General features: G+C 32.9%; 19 protein-coding genes. 1 reads left to right on the plus strand and 18 read right to left on the minus strand.

Annotation, left to right across the window (positions count from 1 at the left end):
* Nucleotides 1–32: 32 nt before the first annotated feature.
* The 6 genes from EV143_RS07440 to EV143_RS07465 form a co-directional block, all read right to left on the minus strand.
* Nucleotides 33–1,325 carry an efflux RND transporter periplasmic adaptor subunit gene (locus EV143_RS07440; RefSeq protein ID WP_133507336.1) on the minus strand — a complete coding sequence of 431 codons (1,293 nt, stop codon included), beginning with the start codon at nucleotides 1,323–1,325 and terminating at the stop codon, nucleotides 33–35.
* A gap of 6 nt (nucleotides 1,326–1,331) precedes the next feature.
* A complete protein-coding gene (locus tag EV143_RS07445) occupies nucleotides 1,332–2,783 on the minus strand; it encodes a TolC family protein (RefSeq protein ID WP_133507337.1) in 1,452 nt (483 codons plus the stop codon).
* Between the two features lie 79 nt (nucleotides 2,784–2,862).
* Nucleotides 2,863–3,984, minus strand: a complete 1,122-nt coding sequence (locus tag EV143_RS07450; protein ID WP_133507338.1) for an efflux RND transporter periplasmic adaptor subunit — start codon at nucleotides 3,982–3,984, stop codon at nucleotides 2,863–2,865.
* A 43-nt stretch (nucleotides 3,985–4,027) separates the two neighbouring features.
* Nucleotides 4,028–5,293: an ABC transporter permease gene (locus EV143_RS07455; RefSeq protein WP_133507339.1), complete on the minus strand. Its 1,266-nt coding sequence runs from the start codon at nucleotides 5,291–5,293 to the stop codon at nucleotides 4,028–4,030.
* 2 nt (nucleotides 5,294–5,295) lie between these two features.
* Nucleotides 5,296–6,540 carry an ABC transporter permease gene (locus EV143_RS07460; RefSeq protein ID WP_133507340.1) on the minus strand — a complete coding sequence of 415 codons (1,245 nt, stop codon included), beginning with the start codon at nucleotides 6,538–6,540 and terminating at the stop codon, nucleotides 5,296–5,298.
* On the minus strand, nucleotides 6,533–7,234 hold the full coding sequence (locus EV143_RS07465; RefSeq protein WP_133507341.1) for an ABC transporter ATP-binding protein: 702 nt from the start codon (nucleotides 7,232–7,234) through the stop codon (nucleotides 6,533–6,535). Before EV143_RS07465 ends, EV143_RS07460 begins: the two co-directional genes overlap by 8 nt.
* A gap of 176 nt (nucleotides 7,235–7,410) precedes the next feature.
* Here EV143_RS07465 and EV143_RS07470 point away from each other — a divergent pair, with 176 nt between their 5' ends.
* The gene (locus EV143_RS07470; protein ID WP_133507342.1) at nucleotides 7,411–8,817 is read left to right on the plus strand and encodes a DUF4403 family protein; all 1,407 of its coding nucleotides are present in this window, start codon (nucleotides 7,411–7,413) and stop codon (nucleotides 8,815–8,817) included.
* A gap of 21 nt (nucleotides 8,818–8,838) precedes the next feature.
* Here the strand turns inward: EV143_RS07470 and EV143_RS07475 are convergent, their stop codons facing one another.
* The 12 genes from EV143_RS07475 to gcvH form a co-directional block, all read right to left on the minus strand.
* The gene (locus EV143_RS07475; protein ID WP_133507343.1) at nucleotides 8,839–9,138 is read right to left on the minus strand and encodes a hypothetical protein; all 300 of its coding nucleotides are present in this window, start codon (nucleotides 9,136–9,138) and stop codon (nucleotides 8,839–8,841) included.
* Nucleotides 9,131–9,712 (minus strand): DUF420 domain-containing protein, encoded by a 582-nt coding sequence (locus tag EV143_RS07480; RefSeq protein WP_133507344.1) that lies wholly within the window; start codon nucleotides 9,710–9,712, stop codon nucleotides 9,131–9,133. The genes EV143_RS07475 and EV143_RS07480 overlap by 8 nt, the downstream gene beginning before the upstream one ends.
* Before the next feature lie 2 nt (nucleotides 9,713–9,714).
* Nucleotides 9,715–10,404: an SCO family protein gene (locus EV143_RS07485; RefSeq protein ID WP_133507345.1), complete on the minus strand. Its 690-nt coding sequence runs from the start codon at nucleotides 10,402–10,404 to the stop codon at nucleotides 9,715–9,717.
* A gap of 12 nt (nucleotides 10,405–10,416) precedes the next feature.
* Complete coding sequence (locus EV143_RS07490; protein ID WP_133507346.1) at nucleotides 10,417–11,073, minus strand: hypothetical protein; 657 nt, start codon at nucleotides 11,071–11,073, stop codon at nucleotides 10,417–10,419.
* A gap of 78 nt (nucleotides 11,074–11,151) precedes the next feature.
* Nucleotides 11,152–11,502 (minus strand): cytochrome C oxidase subunit IV family protein, encoded by a 351-nt coding sequence (locus EV143_RS07495; RefSeq protein WP_133507347.1) that lies wholly within the window; start codon nucleotides 11,500–11,502, stop codon nucleotides 11,152–11,154.
* An 18-nt stretch (nucleotides 11,503–11,520) separates the two neighbouring features.
* On the minus strand, nucleotides 11,521–12,501 hold the full coding sequence (locus tag EV143_RS07500; protein ID WP_133507348.1) for a cytochrome c oxidase subunit 3: 981 nt from the start codon (nucleotides 12,499–12,501) through the stop codon (nucleotides 11,521–11,523).
* Between the two features lie 42 nt (nucleotides 12,502–12,543).
* The gene (locus EV143_RS07505) at nucleotides 12,544–13,131 is read right to left on the minus strand and encodes a cytochrome c oxidase subunit 3 (RefSeq protein ID WP_133507349.1); all 588 of its coding nucleotides are present in this window, start codon (nucleotides 13,129–13,131) and stop codon (nucleotides 12,544–12,546) included.
* A gap of 2 nt (nucleotides 13,132–13,133) precedes the next feature.
* Nucleotides 13,134–14,036, minus strand: coding sequence for a heme o synthase (gene cyoE / locus EV143_RS07510; protein WP_208111259.1), 903 nt, complete (start codon nucleotides 14,034–14,036; stop codon nucleotides 13,134–13,136).
* A gap of 155 nt (nucleotides 14,037–14,191) precedes the next feature.
* On the minus strand, nucleotides 14,192–16,330 hold the full coding sequence (locus EV143_RS07515; RefSeq protein ID WP_133507351.1) for a gliding motility protein RemB: 2,139 nt from the start codon (nucleotides 16,328–16,330) through the stop codon (nucleotides 14,192–14,194).
* Nucleotides 16,331–17,074: a deoxyribose-phosphate aldolase gene (gene deoC, locus EV143_RS07520; protein ID WP_133507352.1), complete on the minus strand. Its 744-nt coding sequence runs from the start codon at nucleotides 17,072–17,074 to the stop codon at nucleotides 16,331–16,333.
* A 116-nt stretch (nucleotides 17,075–17,190) separates the two neighbouring features.
* Entirely contained in the window at nucleotides 17,191–17,574 is a 384-nt protein-coding gene (locus EV143_RS07525) for a VanZ family protein (protein ID WP_133507353.1), read from the minus strand.
* On the minus strand, nucleotides 17,567–17,947 hold the full coding sequence (gene gcvH, locus EV143_RS07530) for a glycine cleavage system protein GcvH (RefSeq protein WP_133507354.1): 381 nt from the start codon (nucleotides 17,945–17,947) through the stop codon (nucleotides 17,567–17,569). Before gcvH ends, EV143_RS07525 begins: the two co-directional genes overlap by 8 nt.
* Nucleotides 17,948–17,994 lie beyond the last annotated feature (47 nt).

Here is a 17,994-nt window from a genome sequence, read left to right on the forward strand (position 1 = left end):
TTTATTGATGTCAGGACGAGCGACAATATGTGTTATTTCTTTGGAGTTTCCGCTTTTTTAAGCTTCACTTTATCACCGGAATTTAGTTCTTTAGAAACTGTTGTATAGGGTCCTGTAATAACAACATCTCCAGGTTTTAAGCCAGACATTACTTCGATATTTGTATCGTCCTGAATACCTGTTTTAATGATTGTGATTTTAGCTTTATCGCCCACTTTTACAAAAACGCATTCGAATTTTTTATCGCTTTTTGGATTTGCTTTTTTATCTTCGTTTGGATCTTCAACTTTAAAATCTTTTACAGCAGTTGTATCTGATTTTACTACAACAGAGCTAATTGGTACTGCCAAAACATTCGTTTTTGTTTTTGTAATAATATCAACTGTAGCAGTCATTCCGGGTCTGAAAGGAGAGTATGCAGCTGGCTGTCCTTCTAATAAATCCTGATATGATTCTTTTAAAATACGCACTTTTACTTTAAAATTAGTTACCTGATCTGAGGTTAATGTTGTACTGGCAGAATTAGAAATACTTGTAACAGTACCTTTAAATTTCTTTTTTAAATAAGCATCAACTTCAACATTGGCTTCATCACCTATTTTAATTTTTACAATATCATTTTCGTTTACATCAACTTCAACCTCCATATTATTAAGATTGGCAACTCTCAAAAGTTCTGTTCCCGCCATTTGTTGCGTTCCTAAAACTCTTTCTCCTAATTCTACATTTAAAACTGAAATTGTTCCATCTGCAGGAGCATAAATTAAGGTACGCCCAAGATTGTCTTTTGCCTCTGTTACAGATGCAGACGCGCTTTGAACGTTATAATAAGAGCTTTGTTTAGTAGCTTTTGCCACCTCAAAAGTAGCAATTGATTTATCCCAGTCTGATTTCGAGATTACTCCTTTATCGTACAATGTTTTGTTACGCTCATAACTTGCCTTCGCTTCTTTATAGTTGGCTTCAGACTGCGTTAAACTCGCTTTTGTTCCTGATAAATTTGCAACTGATCTGTCTAATCCTGAAGTATATAAATCCGGATTTATTTTTACCAATAAATCTCCTTTTTTAACAACCTGACCTTCTTTTACATTTAATGCAATAATTTCACCCGACACCATCGATGAAAGTTTTACTTCAATTTCCGGTTGAATTTTTCCTGTTGCTGAAACAGTTTCAACAATGGTCGAAGCCTCAACTTTTGAAATCTCTACTTCTTTTCCTTCATCCTTATTTCCTATTACTCCCGATTTTGAAAGACCAACTATAAATGCAATCAGAACAAGTGCACCGCCGACTAAGAAATAAACTGTTTTTTTTGACATAGTAAATTATTTTGTGATAATTGGAACGATTGGAATTCCAAAGTAAAATTCAAGTATTTTTATTTTGAACATGTAATCGTATTTTGTTCTTATAACCTCTGATTGTGCATTGGTTAACAATGTTTGTGCCTGTGTGAAATCAAATGAATTCATCAAACCTACATCGTATTTTTCTTTTGCATAGTTATAAGCCTGCTGTCTTGCTTCTAAAGTTACTGTCGAAGATTCATAAGCATTTAAAGCTCCTTTAGCATCTGTAAAAGCAGTATAAACATTACGTTGCAAATCTAAACTTTTTTGCTCTAAATCTATTTTAGATTTCTCTAAACTTACTTTACTTCTTTCAACATTGTTTTTAACTGAAAAACCATTAAAAATTGGAACAGAAAGCTGAAGTCCAAAAGATTGCCCTTTATTGTCATTAAACTGATCAAAAATTGGTGCTGCTCCGCCTAAAACCGGAGAATAATTTGGTTCTAAAACTGCCTGATTTGTTCCTTCTACATAACCGATTTGTCGCGTTGGATTGACACTATTTAAGGTAGAACCTGTAACGATATCTGAGTAACTTGCTCTCGTATTGAAATTATAAAAAGCACTCAAAGTTGGCTGATAAGCACCTTTTGCAATAATAACGTTTCTCTCCGCAATTTCAAGATTAGTCTGAGCTAATTTTAATTCTGTTCTTGTTTCTTTTGCTTTATTGTAAATATCAATTGGAGTTTGTGCCATGATATTGTTTTCGTCTTTTACATCTGTATCGTCAATTACGTCAAAATCAGCAAATTCTTTTAATTGTAATAACTGAGCCAGACTTAATTTAGAGATCAATACACTATTCTCAGCAACAATAATTGCTTGTTGATCTGTTGCGGCAGTGGCTTTTAAATCATACAAATCTCCACGCGGAATTGTTCCGGCATTTACCATTTCTTCAGAACGGGCCAATCGTTTTTGATCGATAGCCAGTTGCTCTTTTTTAACTTTTAAATTTTCTTTATTGAAAAGAATTTCTAAAAATGCATTGGCAACATTCAATGAAATATCTTCCTGCATTTTCGTCAATTGATATTGTGACGCGATGATAGCAAGTTTAGTTCTGCGAAGTGTGTTTTGGTTTTGTAAACCTTTATAAATATCTACACCAACAGAAGCACCCACAGATGAATATTGAGTTGTTGAATTCTGAAGCAAACCTGTTGTAATATTCTGGTTCAAACCAACGTTCCACGAATGCGAAGCATTTGCATTTACAGAAGGCAGAAAATTACCCAAAGCACCTCTTTTATCTATAACTGCATTTTTTACATCTAACTCTGATAGTTTGATTGTAATGTTATTGTCTAATGCATATCTAACGCATTCTTCCAGAGTCCATTGTTTTGGTTGTGTTTGAGCTGAGATACCAAACCCGCATAACAAAGCAAAAACCAGACTATTATATTTATTTATTTTCATATATTTTCGATGAAGGCATAGCATGCAAGCTACGCAAATTTAACATTTTTTAAAACCAAAAAACCTTTACACTTTCAAATTATTTTTTTTCTCCTTCTCCTTCAGTAACTAAACCCTGATTCCAGATTTTAATTTTATCCGAAGCTTTAATTCCGCTTTTAACCTGAACATAAATTCCGTCACTAACTCCTAAAACTAAATCTCTTCTTTGAAATTTCTGAAGAGCAGTTTCAACTTCAACATAAGGTTTTTGTGTTTTTTTGTCAAATTGAACCAATGATTCTTTGATTGCTAAAACTTTATCTGCTTTTTCTAAAATAATAGAAGCATTTGCACTTAAACCGGCTCTGATAAAAGTAGCATCTCTATTTTCTAAAGAAGCTTTTATTTCAAACTGAATCGCACCATTTTCTACTACACCTTTTGGCGCTATATCAGTTAAAACAGCAATAAATTTTTTATTTTCAATAGCTCCAACTGTAATTTCAATTGGCATTTTTTCTTTTATTTTCCCTACTTCAGATTCATCAATTTTTCCAATAAAAATCATTCTTCCCACATCTGCAACGCTGGCAATTGTAGTTCCTTCATTAAAGTTATTACTTTCAATAACCTGGTTTCCTACTTTTACAGGAACAGCCAAAACCATTCCGTTCACTGTTGAACGAATTAGGGTATTTGCATAAGTTCCTAATGATGATGTTGTTCCTGTTTTTACAATGTCTAAACTTTGTCTGGCAGCCTGATAGTTTTGTTTGGCTTGCGTATAAGCTAATTGTGCTGCATCAAAATCGTTTGCAGAAATAACATCTTTATCAAACAATGTCTTTTGTCTTTTATAGATTTTTTCCTGATTATCTAATGCTATTTTAGCTGTTTGCACCTGATTTTGAGTCGAACTAACATTCGATACGTTGGCAACAACTCTAATTTTGGCAATCATATCACCGGCTTTGATTTTTTCACCTGCTTTAATATACACTTGTTCAATAATTCCCGAGATGTTTGGTTTGATTAGGACTTCTTCATCCGGCTGAATATTACCTGTCGCAATAGTGCTTTTTACGATCGTTTTAATTTCTGCTTTCTCCGTTTTAAATATAACGGGAGACTCTTGATTTTTAGCGTATAAATAATATAATGCGCCAAAGAAAACTATAGCAATAAAAATTAAAATGGTTACAGTTACTCCTTTTTTCATTTTGTTTTTGGTTTAATTCGATTATTTTTTTGATTGATAATTTTTATTCTGTTCGTAAAGCATCTACCGGCTTTACATTAATTGCGGTTTGAGCCGGAATAAATCCTGCCAGCAAACCAGATCCTACTAATATTAATAATGCGACAAATACAACTCCTAAATCAACACTCGGGTTGGCAAACATTGTATCGTTTCCGGGCGGCATCGAATCTAAAAACATATTCAGCAATGCGATAATTCCTGTGGCAACGGCAATACCAAACATTCCTGAAATAATCGTTAGAAAGATAGATTCTGATAAAATCTGTCCGCGAATAGCTGCCGGCGTTGCACCTAAAGCTCTTCGAATTCCTATTTCTTTTGTACGTTCTTTAACTACAATAAGCATGATATTTGAAATTCCGATAACTCCTGATATCAAAACCAAAGTTCCTACAAAATAAGCAATGATATTTAAAATACTAAAAAGACTTTGCACTTTATTAAACTGCTCGTATAAATCAAAATTCCCTACTGCTCTGTCATCTGCCGGATTTATGGAATGCAGCGCTCTTATTTGTTCTAAAATTTTCGGTTTCAAAGAAGTAATGGATGTTTCATCCCTAGCTGTTAACGCCATCCATCCTACTTTATCTCCATAATTAAAGGCTTGTTGAAAAGTTGTAAACGGAAGAAAGATATTCTTTTGTTCCTGTTCTGCATTTCCACCTTGTTGTTTCGATTTATAAACACCAACAACCATAAAGTTTATTCCGTTTACTTTAACGTACGTTCCAATTACCTCTTCTTCTTTTCCGTAAAGTTCAGAAATAACGCCTTTTCCGATAACCGCTATTTTTCTTCTTTCAAGAATATCCTGTTGATTTATAAAACGCCCTTTTATAATATCCATCGGCTGTTGCTTAATCAGTTCCGGATAATCTCCATAAATTGTAAAAGAGGAAGTTTTTGTTCCACGTACTACATTATTTGTTCCGTTAAAATCACCTAATTGATTTCTGGGAGAAACATATAATAAATCCGGAAAAGCTTGTTTTAAGGCCATTACATCACTATTCCTAAAATTATAGGTACGGGTTTTAGGCAATCCTTTATACGCTTTTGATGTTGTCTGACTCCACATAAACATTGTGTTTGTCGCAATTCCGTCAAAACCTTTTTTAATTCCGTTTTCTAAACCATTTCCTGCTGCAAGTAATATTACTAAAATAAATATACCCCAAAATACACCAAAAGCAGTTAGAACCGTTCTGAAAACGTTGGCCGTTAAAGCCTGTAAAATCTCATCCCAATTATCTTTATTAAACATAATTATTCATCTCTAAGTGCTACAATAGGTTTTATTTTGGCTGCTCTGTAAGCTGGAAAAAATCCGGCAAGCGCGCCTGCAAATACAAGTAAAACAAGTGTCGTTAATGCTACACTAAAGTCGACCTGAGGATTTCGAAAATACTCGCTTTGTACCATTGGTCCAACAAATTCCAATAATAATAAACTTGCTAATAACCCAGTAAATCCGGCAATAGTAGTTATAAAAATGGATTCATGAAGTATCATCGAAATAATAGAAAATGGAGATGCTCCAAGTGCTTTTCTTATGCCAATTTCTTTTGTTCTTTCTTTTACAATAATTAGCATAATATTACTTACACCAACAACTCCGGCAATAATAGTACAAATCCCTACCCACCAAAAGAATAATCTGATGTAAAGATTTAGATCATAAAATTGTTTGGCATCTTTAACCGAATTATAGGCATTTATTCCGCCATCATCATCCGGAGCTACCACATTTTTACTTTTAAGCAAATTTTTTAAATCCTGCGTGAATTTTTCAGATTGTGCTAAAGCTTCATCATAATCATTTGTCTTTTTCAGCGTAAAAAATAAATTGCTGATTTTATCTCCTGCACCAAAAGCTCTTTGTACAGTAGTCTTAGGCAAATAGGCTCTTGTTTCTTCTCTTTCTCCACCAGGATCTGTAAAAACTCCTACTACCTTAAAATTGATATTATTAATTAAGATTTCTTTTCCAAGTGGATCTTTATCTTTAAACAAATCAGTTTTGACTTTCATTCCAATGGTTGCGACTTTTTCATAATTCGCTAAATCTTTAGCATTAATATATCGACCTTGAACTATCGTCAAATTTTCTATTCCGCCATAATCAGGATCAACTCCCCTATATTGATAACTTCCTGATTCTTTTCCATAAGAGAAAGATGCTCCCCAATAATTCTGTGTTGAAGCTCTCAGATCTAATTTATCCTCAAATTTCTGAACAGATTGTGAGTAATCACTATTTCGAAACTGAATTTGTCTTCCGGGATTCAATCCTTTATATTCTTTGGTTGTCGTACCAGACCAAACTTCGATAATTCCGGCAGCATCACGCTCGAATTGTTTTTCAATTCCATTCTGAAGTCCTTTTCCGGCTCCCAGCAAAATCACCAAAATAAAAATTCCCGAAGCTACAGAAACACCGGTTAAAAATGTTCTTAACCTGTTTTTAGAGATTGCTTCAAATATTTCCTGCCAACGTTCAATATTAAACATAAGATGTAGCTCTAACTTGTTCTACCATTTTATCATCGATAATAAGTCCGTCTTTCAGGACCACGTTTCTTTTGCACATTGCGGCAATATCAGGTTCGTGGGTAACGATTAAAATGGTTTTCCCTTCATCATTAATTCCCTGAATAAGTTCCATTACTTCATAAGAAGTTTTAGTATCCAAAGCTCCTGTTGGTTCATCGGCCAATAAAACTTTTGGGTTCGATGCCAAAGCTCTTGCAATCGCAACACGTTGTTTCTGACCTCCTGAAAGTTCGCTTGGTAAGTGGTGTGAATGCGATCCTAAACCAACTTTCTCTAAATATTTCATCGCGATCTCATAACGTTCTTTTCTTTTGATACCTTGATAATAAAGAGGCATAGCAACGTTATCGAGTGCGGTTTTATAATTTATTAAATTGAAAGATTGAAAAACAAATCCCAAAAACTTATTTCGATATTTTGAAGCTATCGTTTCGTTGAGTTTTTTTATCGGGGTTTTATCTAAAATATAACTACCAGAATCTGCCTCATCTAAAATTCCCAAAATATTAAGAAGCGTCGATTTTCCAGATCCTGAAGATCCCATAATCGCAACCAATTCGCCTTCGGCAATATTAAAGTTTATTCCTTTTAACACATGCAACTCTGAACTTCCCATTTTATAGGATTTGTGCAAATCTTTGATTTCGATCATGATCTAGTTAAATTTAACGACAATAATAATATTTTTATTAAGTAATTTATGATAATAAAACGTTAATAGTTTTGTTTCATTATTACAATAAGACTCTATTTATTATCAATTGTTACACTTATTTAGAATAATATAATTGTTTTCTTAATTTTGCATCACTCAAAAAAATCATAACAATGAAGTTTTTTTCAACACTTTCTTTATTTGCGGTACTTACCGTGCTTTTAAGTTGCTCAACAACCCAAAAATTAGAAACTTTAAAACCTGAACCAGATGATGCAAGTCCGCTAGTTTATGACAGCAATCCATCGTACATTAACTTACCGATTACTGTAAAACTACATGATATTGAAAACCAAACTAATGCAATCTTAAATGGTTTAATTTATGAAGATAATAACATTGAAGATGACGATATCGAAATGAAAATCTGGAAACAGGCTCCTATAAAAATTCAAAATGATCCTGCCAATCCGGATAAAAAAATAAAAACGATTCTGCCTTTAAAAGCAACAGTTAAATATCGAATTGGAACCAAAAAATTAGGTGTTGAACTTTATGATACGCGAGAATTTAATTTAAATGGGGTAATTAATTTATCAAGCGAAGTTGCTTTAACCAACTGGAAACTAAACACTAAAACTGAATTCAAATCTCTTGATTGGAATGAAAGCCCAACAATGACTGTTTTTGGAAAAAGTATGCCTATAACTTATTTAGTTAATCCTGCGATTTCTATTTTTAAATCAAAAATTGAAAAAAGCATAGATAATGCAATCGAAAAATCTATGGATTTTAAACCGAATGTTTTATCGGCTTTAGAAAAAATCTGTACTCCGTTTAAAATGAGTGACACTTTTGAAACATGGTTGCGAATTGTTCCTGTTGAAGTTTATTCGACGAATGCAAAACTTAAAAATGACTTGTTTTTATTAGATATGGGAATGAAATGCAATATGGAAACTATTGTTGGCAAACAACCTGACTCTAAATTTAATGCGAGTAAAATCGTTTTAAAGCCTGTGGCTAAAATTCCAAATCAAATCTCTGCTAATATTGCCGCTATTTCAACTTATAACGAGGCTTCTAAAATCATGACTGCAAACTTTGCAGGTCAGGAATTTGGTTCAGGAAGTAAAAAAGTCACGGTAAAAAATGTCGCTATCTGGCACAAAGATGACAAGATGATTATTGCGCTTGATGTTTTAGGATCTGTAAACGGAACAATATATGTAACAGGTTTTCCACTATACAATCCTCAAACCAAAGAAATATATTTTGATAAATTAGATTATGTTTTAGATACCAAAAGCAAATTAATGCGAACTGCAAGCTGGCTTGCTCAAGGATACATTTTGAAGAAAATGGAAGAAAGCTGTCGCTATTCTATACAACCCAATTTAGAAGAAGGCAAAAAAAGTATGGCTGCGTATCTTAAAAACTATTCACCAATGCCAGGCGTATTTGTAAACGGAAAAATGGAAGATATTCAGTTTGATAAAATTCAACTCACAAATCAGGCAATAATTGCTTTTATAAAGATTAACGGAACGGTAAATGTTTCTGTTGACGGACTGAAATAAAAAAGAAAAAGGTTGAATAATTTATTCAGCCTTTTTCTTTTTCGATTGATACATTCTGTAAATCAAGACTCCAATTAAACCAACAAGCAAATACGGAATAACCATTAAGTAAACAATTCCGTCATTTACTGCCTCTGCTTTTTTAACATTCGAATCTCCTGCAAGAGCCGCGCGACACATCGCACATTGAGCGTTTGAGCTCAGAGAAAAGAAAATAGACAAAAGAACATAGAAGCATTTCGTTGAAAAAAAATTTACGATTCTACTTCTATCTGTCATTCTATTTTCTTTATTCTTTATTCTATTTTCTATTTTAAGCATAATAAGGAGAGATCATTAAGTAAACCACTACGCCTGTAACGGCAACGTACAACCAAAGTGGAAAAGTTATTTTAGCTATTTTTCTATGTCTGTCAAATCGCTCTGCAAGGGCTCTTACGTATGTTATTAAAACCAAAGGAATAATAACGATCGACAATATAATATGGGTTGCTAAAATAAAGAAATACAAATATCTAACAGCTCCAATCTTTGCCTTTTCAATTGCATCTAGAATACCGTCATGATTTAAATCACCAAATTTAGCTGAATCAGATGTCATATGATACGCTACATACATTATCAAAAAAGCAACTGATAAACCAATGGCAAAAGTCATTAAACGTTCATGAAGCTTTTGTTTCCCGTTTTTTATAGCTATTACAGCAAAAACCAAAACAATAGCTGTAACACCGTTAGTTGTAGCGTAAATAGGCGGCAAAAATGAAAGTGGCTCAACATGAATCCCTAAATCTTTTAATTTAACTCCGAATAAAATACCTACTACAACCGGAATTATAATTGAAACTGCAATAATAAATTTGCTGAACTTTTTTTCTAATGAATGATCTTCCATTTTTATTCTTCTAATAATATTTTAATATCTTCCTGAATGTCTCTAACCCCTTTTTTATCTAAACCGTCATAATACAAAATTGGATTTCCAAACTCATCTTTACGACAACGAATATTTCCGTCTTTATCAATTAAAGCAAATAAACCTGAATGTTCAAAACCTCCATTTACTTTAGCATTTTCTCCGGCATATAAGTTAAACCCTTTGTTGGATAAATCCATGATGGTAGCTTTATCGCCCGTTAAAAAATTCCAGTTAGAAGATTTAACTCCCAATAGTTTGGCATGCTCTTTTAAAACTTGCGCTGTATCATGATTAGGATCAATAGTTATTGAAACTATTCCGAAATTAGGATTGCCAAAAAATGTCTTTTCAATTTCTAACATGCTCAAATTCATTTTTGGGCAAATAGACGGACAAGTAGTGAAGAAAAATTCTAACACATATACTTTTCCTTTATACGTTTGATTTGATACTTTAACGTTATCCTGATTTGTTAATTCAAATTTAGGAGCCGGACCTATTGTTAAAAGTTTCGCATCCGTTTTTGATGATTTCAAATCAACATTATCTAAACGATTTCCTTTTACCACTTCGCCATTTTTAATTCTTTCTACAATTTTTGGCACAGCATAAATTCCGAAAATTAAAATGATAAACGAAATTCCGATATAAGATTTATTTTTAAACATTATAATTTCAATTTAAAGTTGTTTAGTGGCGTTATGATTTTTTTTAAGTGCAGCGCGATATTCGTATAAAATGATTTTAAAATCATCCAGCATCTCGTTGCTTAATTCAGATGGATGAAAAGTATCATATCCTTCTTTGTACTCTTCTTTATGATCTTTGTTTCCGCCTTTTCGACCTCTTAAATTGCGTTCTTTGTCGACGATATAAACATTAGGAGTTCCTAGATTTTTATCTAATTTTCCTTTTAAATGTAATTGCTTGTAAAAAGCTTCAATCTCTGCCGGAGGGGCAAAAACAAAATTCCATCCCTTAACATCTGTAAAAGGTTTTAATGCATCAACTACTTTTTGAGCTTCAGTTTCTGTACCTAAAGGACAGATTACTACAAACTGAAGATCTTCAAAACCATAATAGCGTTTGTATATTTTTTCATTAAGATTAAAGTAATTTCCTCTGCTGTTTAAAATATCAGAACCGGAAAAACCTAAAACAGTAATTTTTTTATCTAGAGAAACTTTTTTGCCGTCTAAAGATTTCCAATTTCCAAAGTCAGCAATTTTGGGAGTAATAATAGGAAGTTTAGTGAAGCTGTTTACACCTGAAGCAAAAAATAAATAGGCTACAATTGGAAGTACAAAAAGCACAAAGAGAACTATATTTTTTTTCATTTTATTAACAGAAGTTATTGAGGTACAAAAATAAAAAAAGCTCCGTTAAACGGAGCCTCTTTTCGAATTAATATCATGTTAAAAATTCCATTTAATAGTAGAATCTTTAAAAACCCCATAAATATAATGTCCTTCTGTCAACAGAATAAACAATAAATATAAAACTAGGAAAATAACTGGTGAAACAACAGACCATCTAAGGCTGCTTTTTTCACCTTCCATGTGCATAAATGCCCATACTATATAATATGCTTTGAATATTGTCAGGATATAGAAAATCCAGTTCAACAAATTCAAACCTAAAAAATGATTAAATTCTAAAACTCCAGGTTTTAAAATACCTAGGATAACTTCTACTGTAGTTACTACTGATAATAGTCCGAAAACAAACCAGATTCTTTTTGTATTTGATACGTGCTCGTGTGACATAATAATTAAAATCTAAAATTAAACTAAGTAGAAAACTGTAAATACAAATACCCAAACTAAATCGACAAAGTGCCAGTATAAACCAACTTTCTCTACCATTTCATAGCTTCTTCTTTTTTCGTAAGTTCCTAATAATACATTAAAGAAAATAATGATATTAATGATAACTCCTGAAAATACGTGGAATCCGTGGAATCCTGTGATGAAGAAGAAGAAATCAGCAAACAATTTACTTCCGTATTCGTTTCTTGTTAAGTTTGCACCTTCTACAACGTATTTCGCTGTACTCAAACGAGTTTCAGAATCTGCTCTTGACAAAATTGTTTTTTTCTTTTTCTCTGTAAGAGTTTCAGTTCTTACTAATAAATCCGGATGCGCTTTAAAACCAGCCTGAATTTCAGCAACTGAATATGTTGGCAGCGTTTCTGCATCTTCCATAAACCATTTTCCTTCAGATCTTGTTAGTGCGTGTCTTTGCTCCGGTAATTTTACAGCAAACTCTTCAAGAGCAACTCTTTTACCACTTGCATCAACAAATTGCAACAAGCTTCCTCCGGCAGTTTCAACTGCTCCGTATTCACCTTTAATGAAGTTTTTCCATTCCCAGGCTTGTGACCCAACGAAAATTAAACCTCCAATAATGGTTAAAAACATATAGATTGCAACTTTTGTTTTCTTCAAATGATGACCTGCATCAACAGCCAAAACCATTGTTACAGATGAGAAAATCAAGATAAAAGTCATTAAGGCTACATAGTACATAGGTGCTTCAACACCATGTAAAAATGGAAAGTGAGTAAACACTTCGTCAGCCAGTGGCCATGTTTCGATAAATTTAAATCTCGAAAAACCATAAGCCGCCAGGAATCCAGAGAATGTCAAGGCATCTGATACGATAAAAAACCACATCATCATTTTACCATAACTTGCTCCTAATGGCTCATTGCCGCCTCCCCAAGTTTTTTCTTCGTTATTTGCAGTAGTAACTGTCGCTTCCATAAAAGATATTCGTTAAAAAGTTCCCAAATTTACGTTTTTTTCTTATTTAAAGAAATATAAAAATAAAAATAAATATACCCATAATAAATCCAAAAAGTGCCAATACATCGCACCTAGTTCTATACCAAGAGTTTGAGTCGAATTGTATTTTTGTTTAAAATGATTATAAATTATAATTAAAAGTGAAATTAGCCCGCCAGCTAAGTGTAATAAGTGTGTAACCGTAACTACATAAAGGAAAGTTGTAGTAATTGAGCTACCTTGTCCTGTAAAATAATATCCGCTTTTTACGATCTGTCCAAAACCTACAAATTGTAAAACCACAAATAAAATTCCTAATGCTAATGTTCCTAAAAGCAATCCGGTTGTCGCGCTTCTATTATCTTTTTGAATTGCCTTTTTAGCTAAATAAAAAGTAACACTGCAGCCAATAATAACAGCCGTACTGTATAAAAACGCTGTTGGTAATTCGAAATTCTTCAACCAGTCAGCTCTTGATTTACTTACTACAAATGCACTAGTAAGTCCGGCAAACATCATGGTCATACTTACCATTGCGAACAACAAAATCAGTTTTGCCGATTTTGATTTTCTTAATTGTTCCTCACCTGTTGTCATTGTCATTTCCATAACTATCTTAAAAATTTATCTACTATAAATACAATCTGCAGTAACGAAATATACGAAACGCTCACCAACATTAATGTTCTTGCCGCTTTTGCTGTTCGTAACTGATACAAGCGTACTGCATAAAACAACATCCACAATCCTAGCAAAAATACTATGATTGCTGCAATGGGTGTTATAAATAATTGTCCTGTATACCCTAAAACCGGTAGCAATGATGCAATTATTAACCAAATAGTATACAACATTATCTGCAATGCAGTTCCTTTATCCTTTTTTCCTGTAGGAAGCATAAAGATTCCTGCCTTTTCATAATCTTCATATAAAAACCAGCCAATAGCCCAAAAATGAGGGAATTGCCAGAAGAACTGAATCAAAAATAAAGTTCCCGCTTCTATTCCAAATTCTCCTGTTGCCGCAACCCATCCTAACATAAACGGAATTGCACCAGGAAAAGCACCCACAAATACTGATAACGAAGTTACTGTTTTTAAAGGTGTATATACACTTGTATATAAAAATATCGAAATCGCCGCAAACATTGCTGATTTTGCGTTAATTGTATAAAGCAATGCAATACCAATAATGGTAAGCAAACTTGCAACAAATAATGCTGTTTTTGGAGACATGCGACCTGAAGGAACCGGACGATTTTTAGTTCGATCCATCAACGAATCGATATCTTTTTCTATTACCTGATTAAAAGCGTTTGAAGCTCCAACCATGCAATATCCTCCAATAGACAAAATTACTAAAACGCTCCACTTAAAAGGATGATCTGCATTTACACCCAATAAATATCCGGCAATCGAAGAGAACAATACACTAATAGCTAAACCCGCCTTAGTTATCTCTTTGAAATCCTGAAATATTGATTTTAATGAAAATGTATTTTTTGTAGCGTTCAATACAGTAAATATTTGTATGTTTTTTTTGAGTGGTGCAAATGTACAAATTAGATTGTAGAATCCTGAACTATAAATTTAGATTTTTTCAATAAAACCTTTATAAAATAAGGACTTGCAAATCTTTAACACATTATTTCGAAAAATCTTATTAAATCCTAATAATCAAAATACCAATTGAAGATATCTGAACGCAATCCGATTGTAAACCAGGTGGTACTTTGCTTAAAAGTTGTTGCCGTTTCCTGCGTTGGATCAAAATTTCTATAAATAAAACTTCCAAAGAACTTCAGATTTGTCATCGGGTTTATTAAATAACCTGCCTGAACATCTGCAATAAAAACATTTGTTTTATTACCCTGCCCCACTTTTACACCTGTATCATACGGACGTTTTTCATCATAGCTTTTGTATATATTTCCACCATAATTAAAACTATCTGTTGCAGTATCAAAATCCAATCCTCGTTTACCAACCGTAAATTTCGCATCTGCAAAATAACGTCCGGTATGATAACGACCGATTGCGACAAGTTCTTCAAAATTTCCTCCCCATTGATGTCCCATACTTTGATTATTATGCCCATAATTCGTAATAACAACGCTATGAGAATATACATAAGGACGAACGTGATTGTATTCTAGTTGCAACAATAAATCTTTTACTTTAAAGGCATTAAAATATTTTGCTCCAAATTGGTAGCCAAATTTATTTTTCCAGCTATTATCTCCGCCTTTTATATCTCCAAATGAAAACTCATCAATTAATAACTGACCGTATAAATTAAGATTGTTATTCCATTTATATTTTGCAGACATTCCTAAAAGTGCGTTTCCACTTCGTGACGATGATGCAAACTCAACAGAACGATAAAAAATAATTGGGTTAACAAAATTCACATCAAATCCTCTATTGTTTGTGTCTGTCCACACTACAGATTCAAAGAAACCCATGTTCAGTTTATTCGAAACATTCCAGCTCAAATAATGATTCGCCATATATTTTGATGCATAGGTTTTTTCCACCGTAACATCAGGACGAACATCTTTAAGCCACATATAAGTGTTGGTGTATTTTATTTTCCAGAAAGTCGTGTTGATTTTAAAATAAGGATAAGGACTTGCACCATCGCTTTCAAGCAATGAACGATATCCATCTCCAATAAAATTTCTTCCGTAACCTAATTGCAAATCAAAAAACTTACTTGGTGCATAGGTAATATTAGCTTCCGCTAAAGGAAAATCGTATGCATCTGTTTTAAATCGTTTTGCAATTCCCATTCCAGGAACAATCGCCGGATTTCCTCCAGAAGGTTTTAGTGTTTCAGCATAATTATTATAATAACCTGCGAATCGGCCCTGACTTTCAAAAATTGTCGTTGTAAAATTAATTTGTTTACCCAAACCTCCCTTAAAATTCAACGCTCTTGTATTTACATAAGTCGAAGGATCAATATCCGAAGCCTTACCCATTTGCAAATCCAAAATAGGATTTAATGCCAGCCAATAATCTTCACCTTCGATTTGAACTAAATTCTGATTCCAAAATTTTCTTCCCAACCAAGTCGAAACATTCTTTTGAAGAGATTCGTTTACTGCTTTCAAATTATAATATTTTGAAACTTCAGCATAAGTGTATGGTTTTGAAGCCGTATGATTATTGCTTCCAACCTGATTCATTGCACCATCAAATTGTGCATAATAACTATGAGAAAACGGAATATTCAAATGGCTTTCAAACTCCGGATTTGTATATTTTTTATAAACAATACTATCCAATTCTGTCATTGGCTTCTCCAATGGTTTTTCAATTTTAGATGCGGCCAATGCTTCTGCAGCAATTTGATCTGCCGTTTTTAATGGAATACCTATTGAAATGGTGTATTTAGAATAGGTTGGTTTTCCGCTATAAGTTGATGGTTTAATTTTTGGGAACTGGCCAAAAACTCTTTTCGCTTCTTCTGATAATGCTTCATTTTCGGCATTCACATAGATAACTTTAAATTCTCCATTAACATCTACTTCAAAAAGAACTTTTACTTCTCCATTATAGTTTGCTTGTTTTAAATTATCAGGAACCTGAAAATTATTATAAACAAAATCCTGAACTTCTTTATAAAAACAATTTTCTAATTTTTTAGACTGCAAGTTTTCACAGTTTGGAAAAATAGGAAATTGCTCTGTTGTAAAACCGGGTTTAACAGAACTGTTATTTGTTTCTTGTGAAAATGTAACTAAGGAAGATAGGATAAGAATAAAAGATAAAGAATTCTTAACGAGGTAAATTTTGGCTTTCATTTAATATTGATTTGGGGTATTTCCTCCGTTCGCAATTGTTTTTGCTGCCGAAGTTCCAATTCGTTTTACACCTAAACGAATCATTTCTATTGCTTCATCGTACGTTCGAACACCTCCGGCTGCCTTAATTGGCAAAGGTGAAGCATTCTCGAGCATCATTATAATTGTTGGAATTGTTGCTCCGTTTGGCAAATCATTTTCAGTTTTAAAAAAACCTGTTGATGATTTAACAAAAACAGAAGCGTAATTTTCTTCTTTAAAGTTTGATATTACAATGTTTTTTATCAAAGCCGAAAGCTGAATAATTTCTTTATCCGTTAACGCTGCGACTTCAATAATCCATTTTACTGTTTTATTGTTTGATAATCCAATTTGTGTTCCTAATATAATTTCCTGCTTTACTAATTCAATCTCTCCGTTTTTAAAAGCATTGTAATTACAAACAAAATCTAAATCGTCTGCACCATTATCAATTGCTTCACTTGCTTCTTTGATTTTTGTTTCAGTATCAGACTTTCCTTCCGGAAAATCTATAACAGTACCAACATGCAAAGTTGAATTGGCTTGCAAAATCATTTCCTTAGCCAAAGCAACGTGTTCGGGCCGAATCATAATAAGCTTAAAGCCTTCTGCAATCGCTTCAGCAATTGCATTTTTAACCACAACATTATTTTCTGCTTCTGAAAGTCCGGCTTGAGAGGCAGTTTTTAAGTAAGTAGAATCCAGATATTGCTTGATATTCATGATCTATAGGTACATGTAGAATTGGGACAAAAATACATTTTAAATTCAGAAAAAAAATACTCTTTTTGAACCTTGATCTTTTGGCAATAAAAAAACCCACCGAAGTGGGAATTATATTATATTTTGTCGATTTTCTTTTTCAGCACTATTGCTGTAAAAAGACCTATTGTCGCTCCAATTGTATTTGCTAAAATATCAGTAACATCTGCCGCTCTTGTAGTGGTAAAAACACTTTGCAAAATTTCGATTGTAATTCCGAAAAAAACAGAAAATATAAACGAAATCAGATAGGCCTGATAATCATCAGGCGCTTTCCCCTTGAGCTCTTTTTTGAAAAATAAAATCCAGGAAAAAGTAAATACAAAATGAAAACAGAAATGAACGATTTTGTCAATGCTCGGAAAATTTACCGCAGGAATATTACTTGAATCTGTCAGGCAGAAATAAGTTATAATTCCTGAAAAGATAAGAGCCCAAAGGAGCAAGAATTGTTTAGGCACCGATAAGTTGTGTATAAGCTTCGTCAGATAATAAAGAATCTATTTCTGATGCGTTAGCAATTTTTATTTTAATCATCCATCCAGCTCCATAAGGATCAGAGTTTACAGTTTCAGGAGCACTTTCTAAACTATCATTAAAAGCAATAATTTCTCCTGTTAAAGGCAAAAACAAATCCGAAACTGTTTTTACAGCTTCAACTGTTCCAAAAACCTCATCTTTATCAAGTGTCTGATCTAAAGTTTCTACTTCAACATACACGATATCTCCTAACTCTTTTTGAGCAAAATGAGTAATTCCTACAGTTGCAACATCTCCTTCGATGCTAACCCATTCGTGATCTTTTGTGTACTTTAAATTTGCTGGTATGCTCATAATAGTATGTTTGAAAATTGATAATTTAATAATTTAGTCACAAATGT

Source organism: Flavobacterium chryseum (assembly GCF_004362015.1).
Classification (GTDB): domain Bacteria; phylum Bacteroidota; class Bacteroidia; order Flavobacteriales; family Flavobacteriaceae; genus Flavobacterium.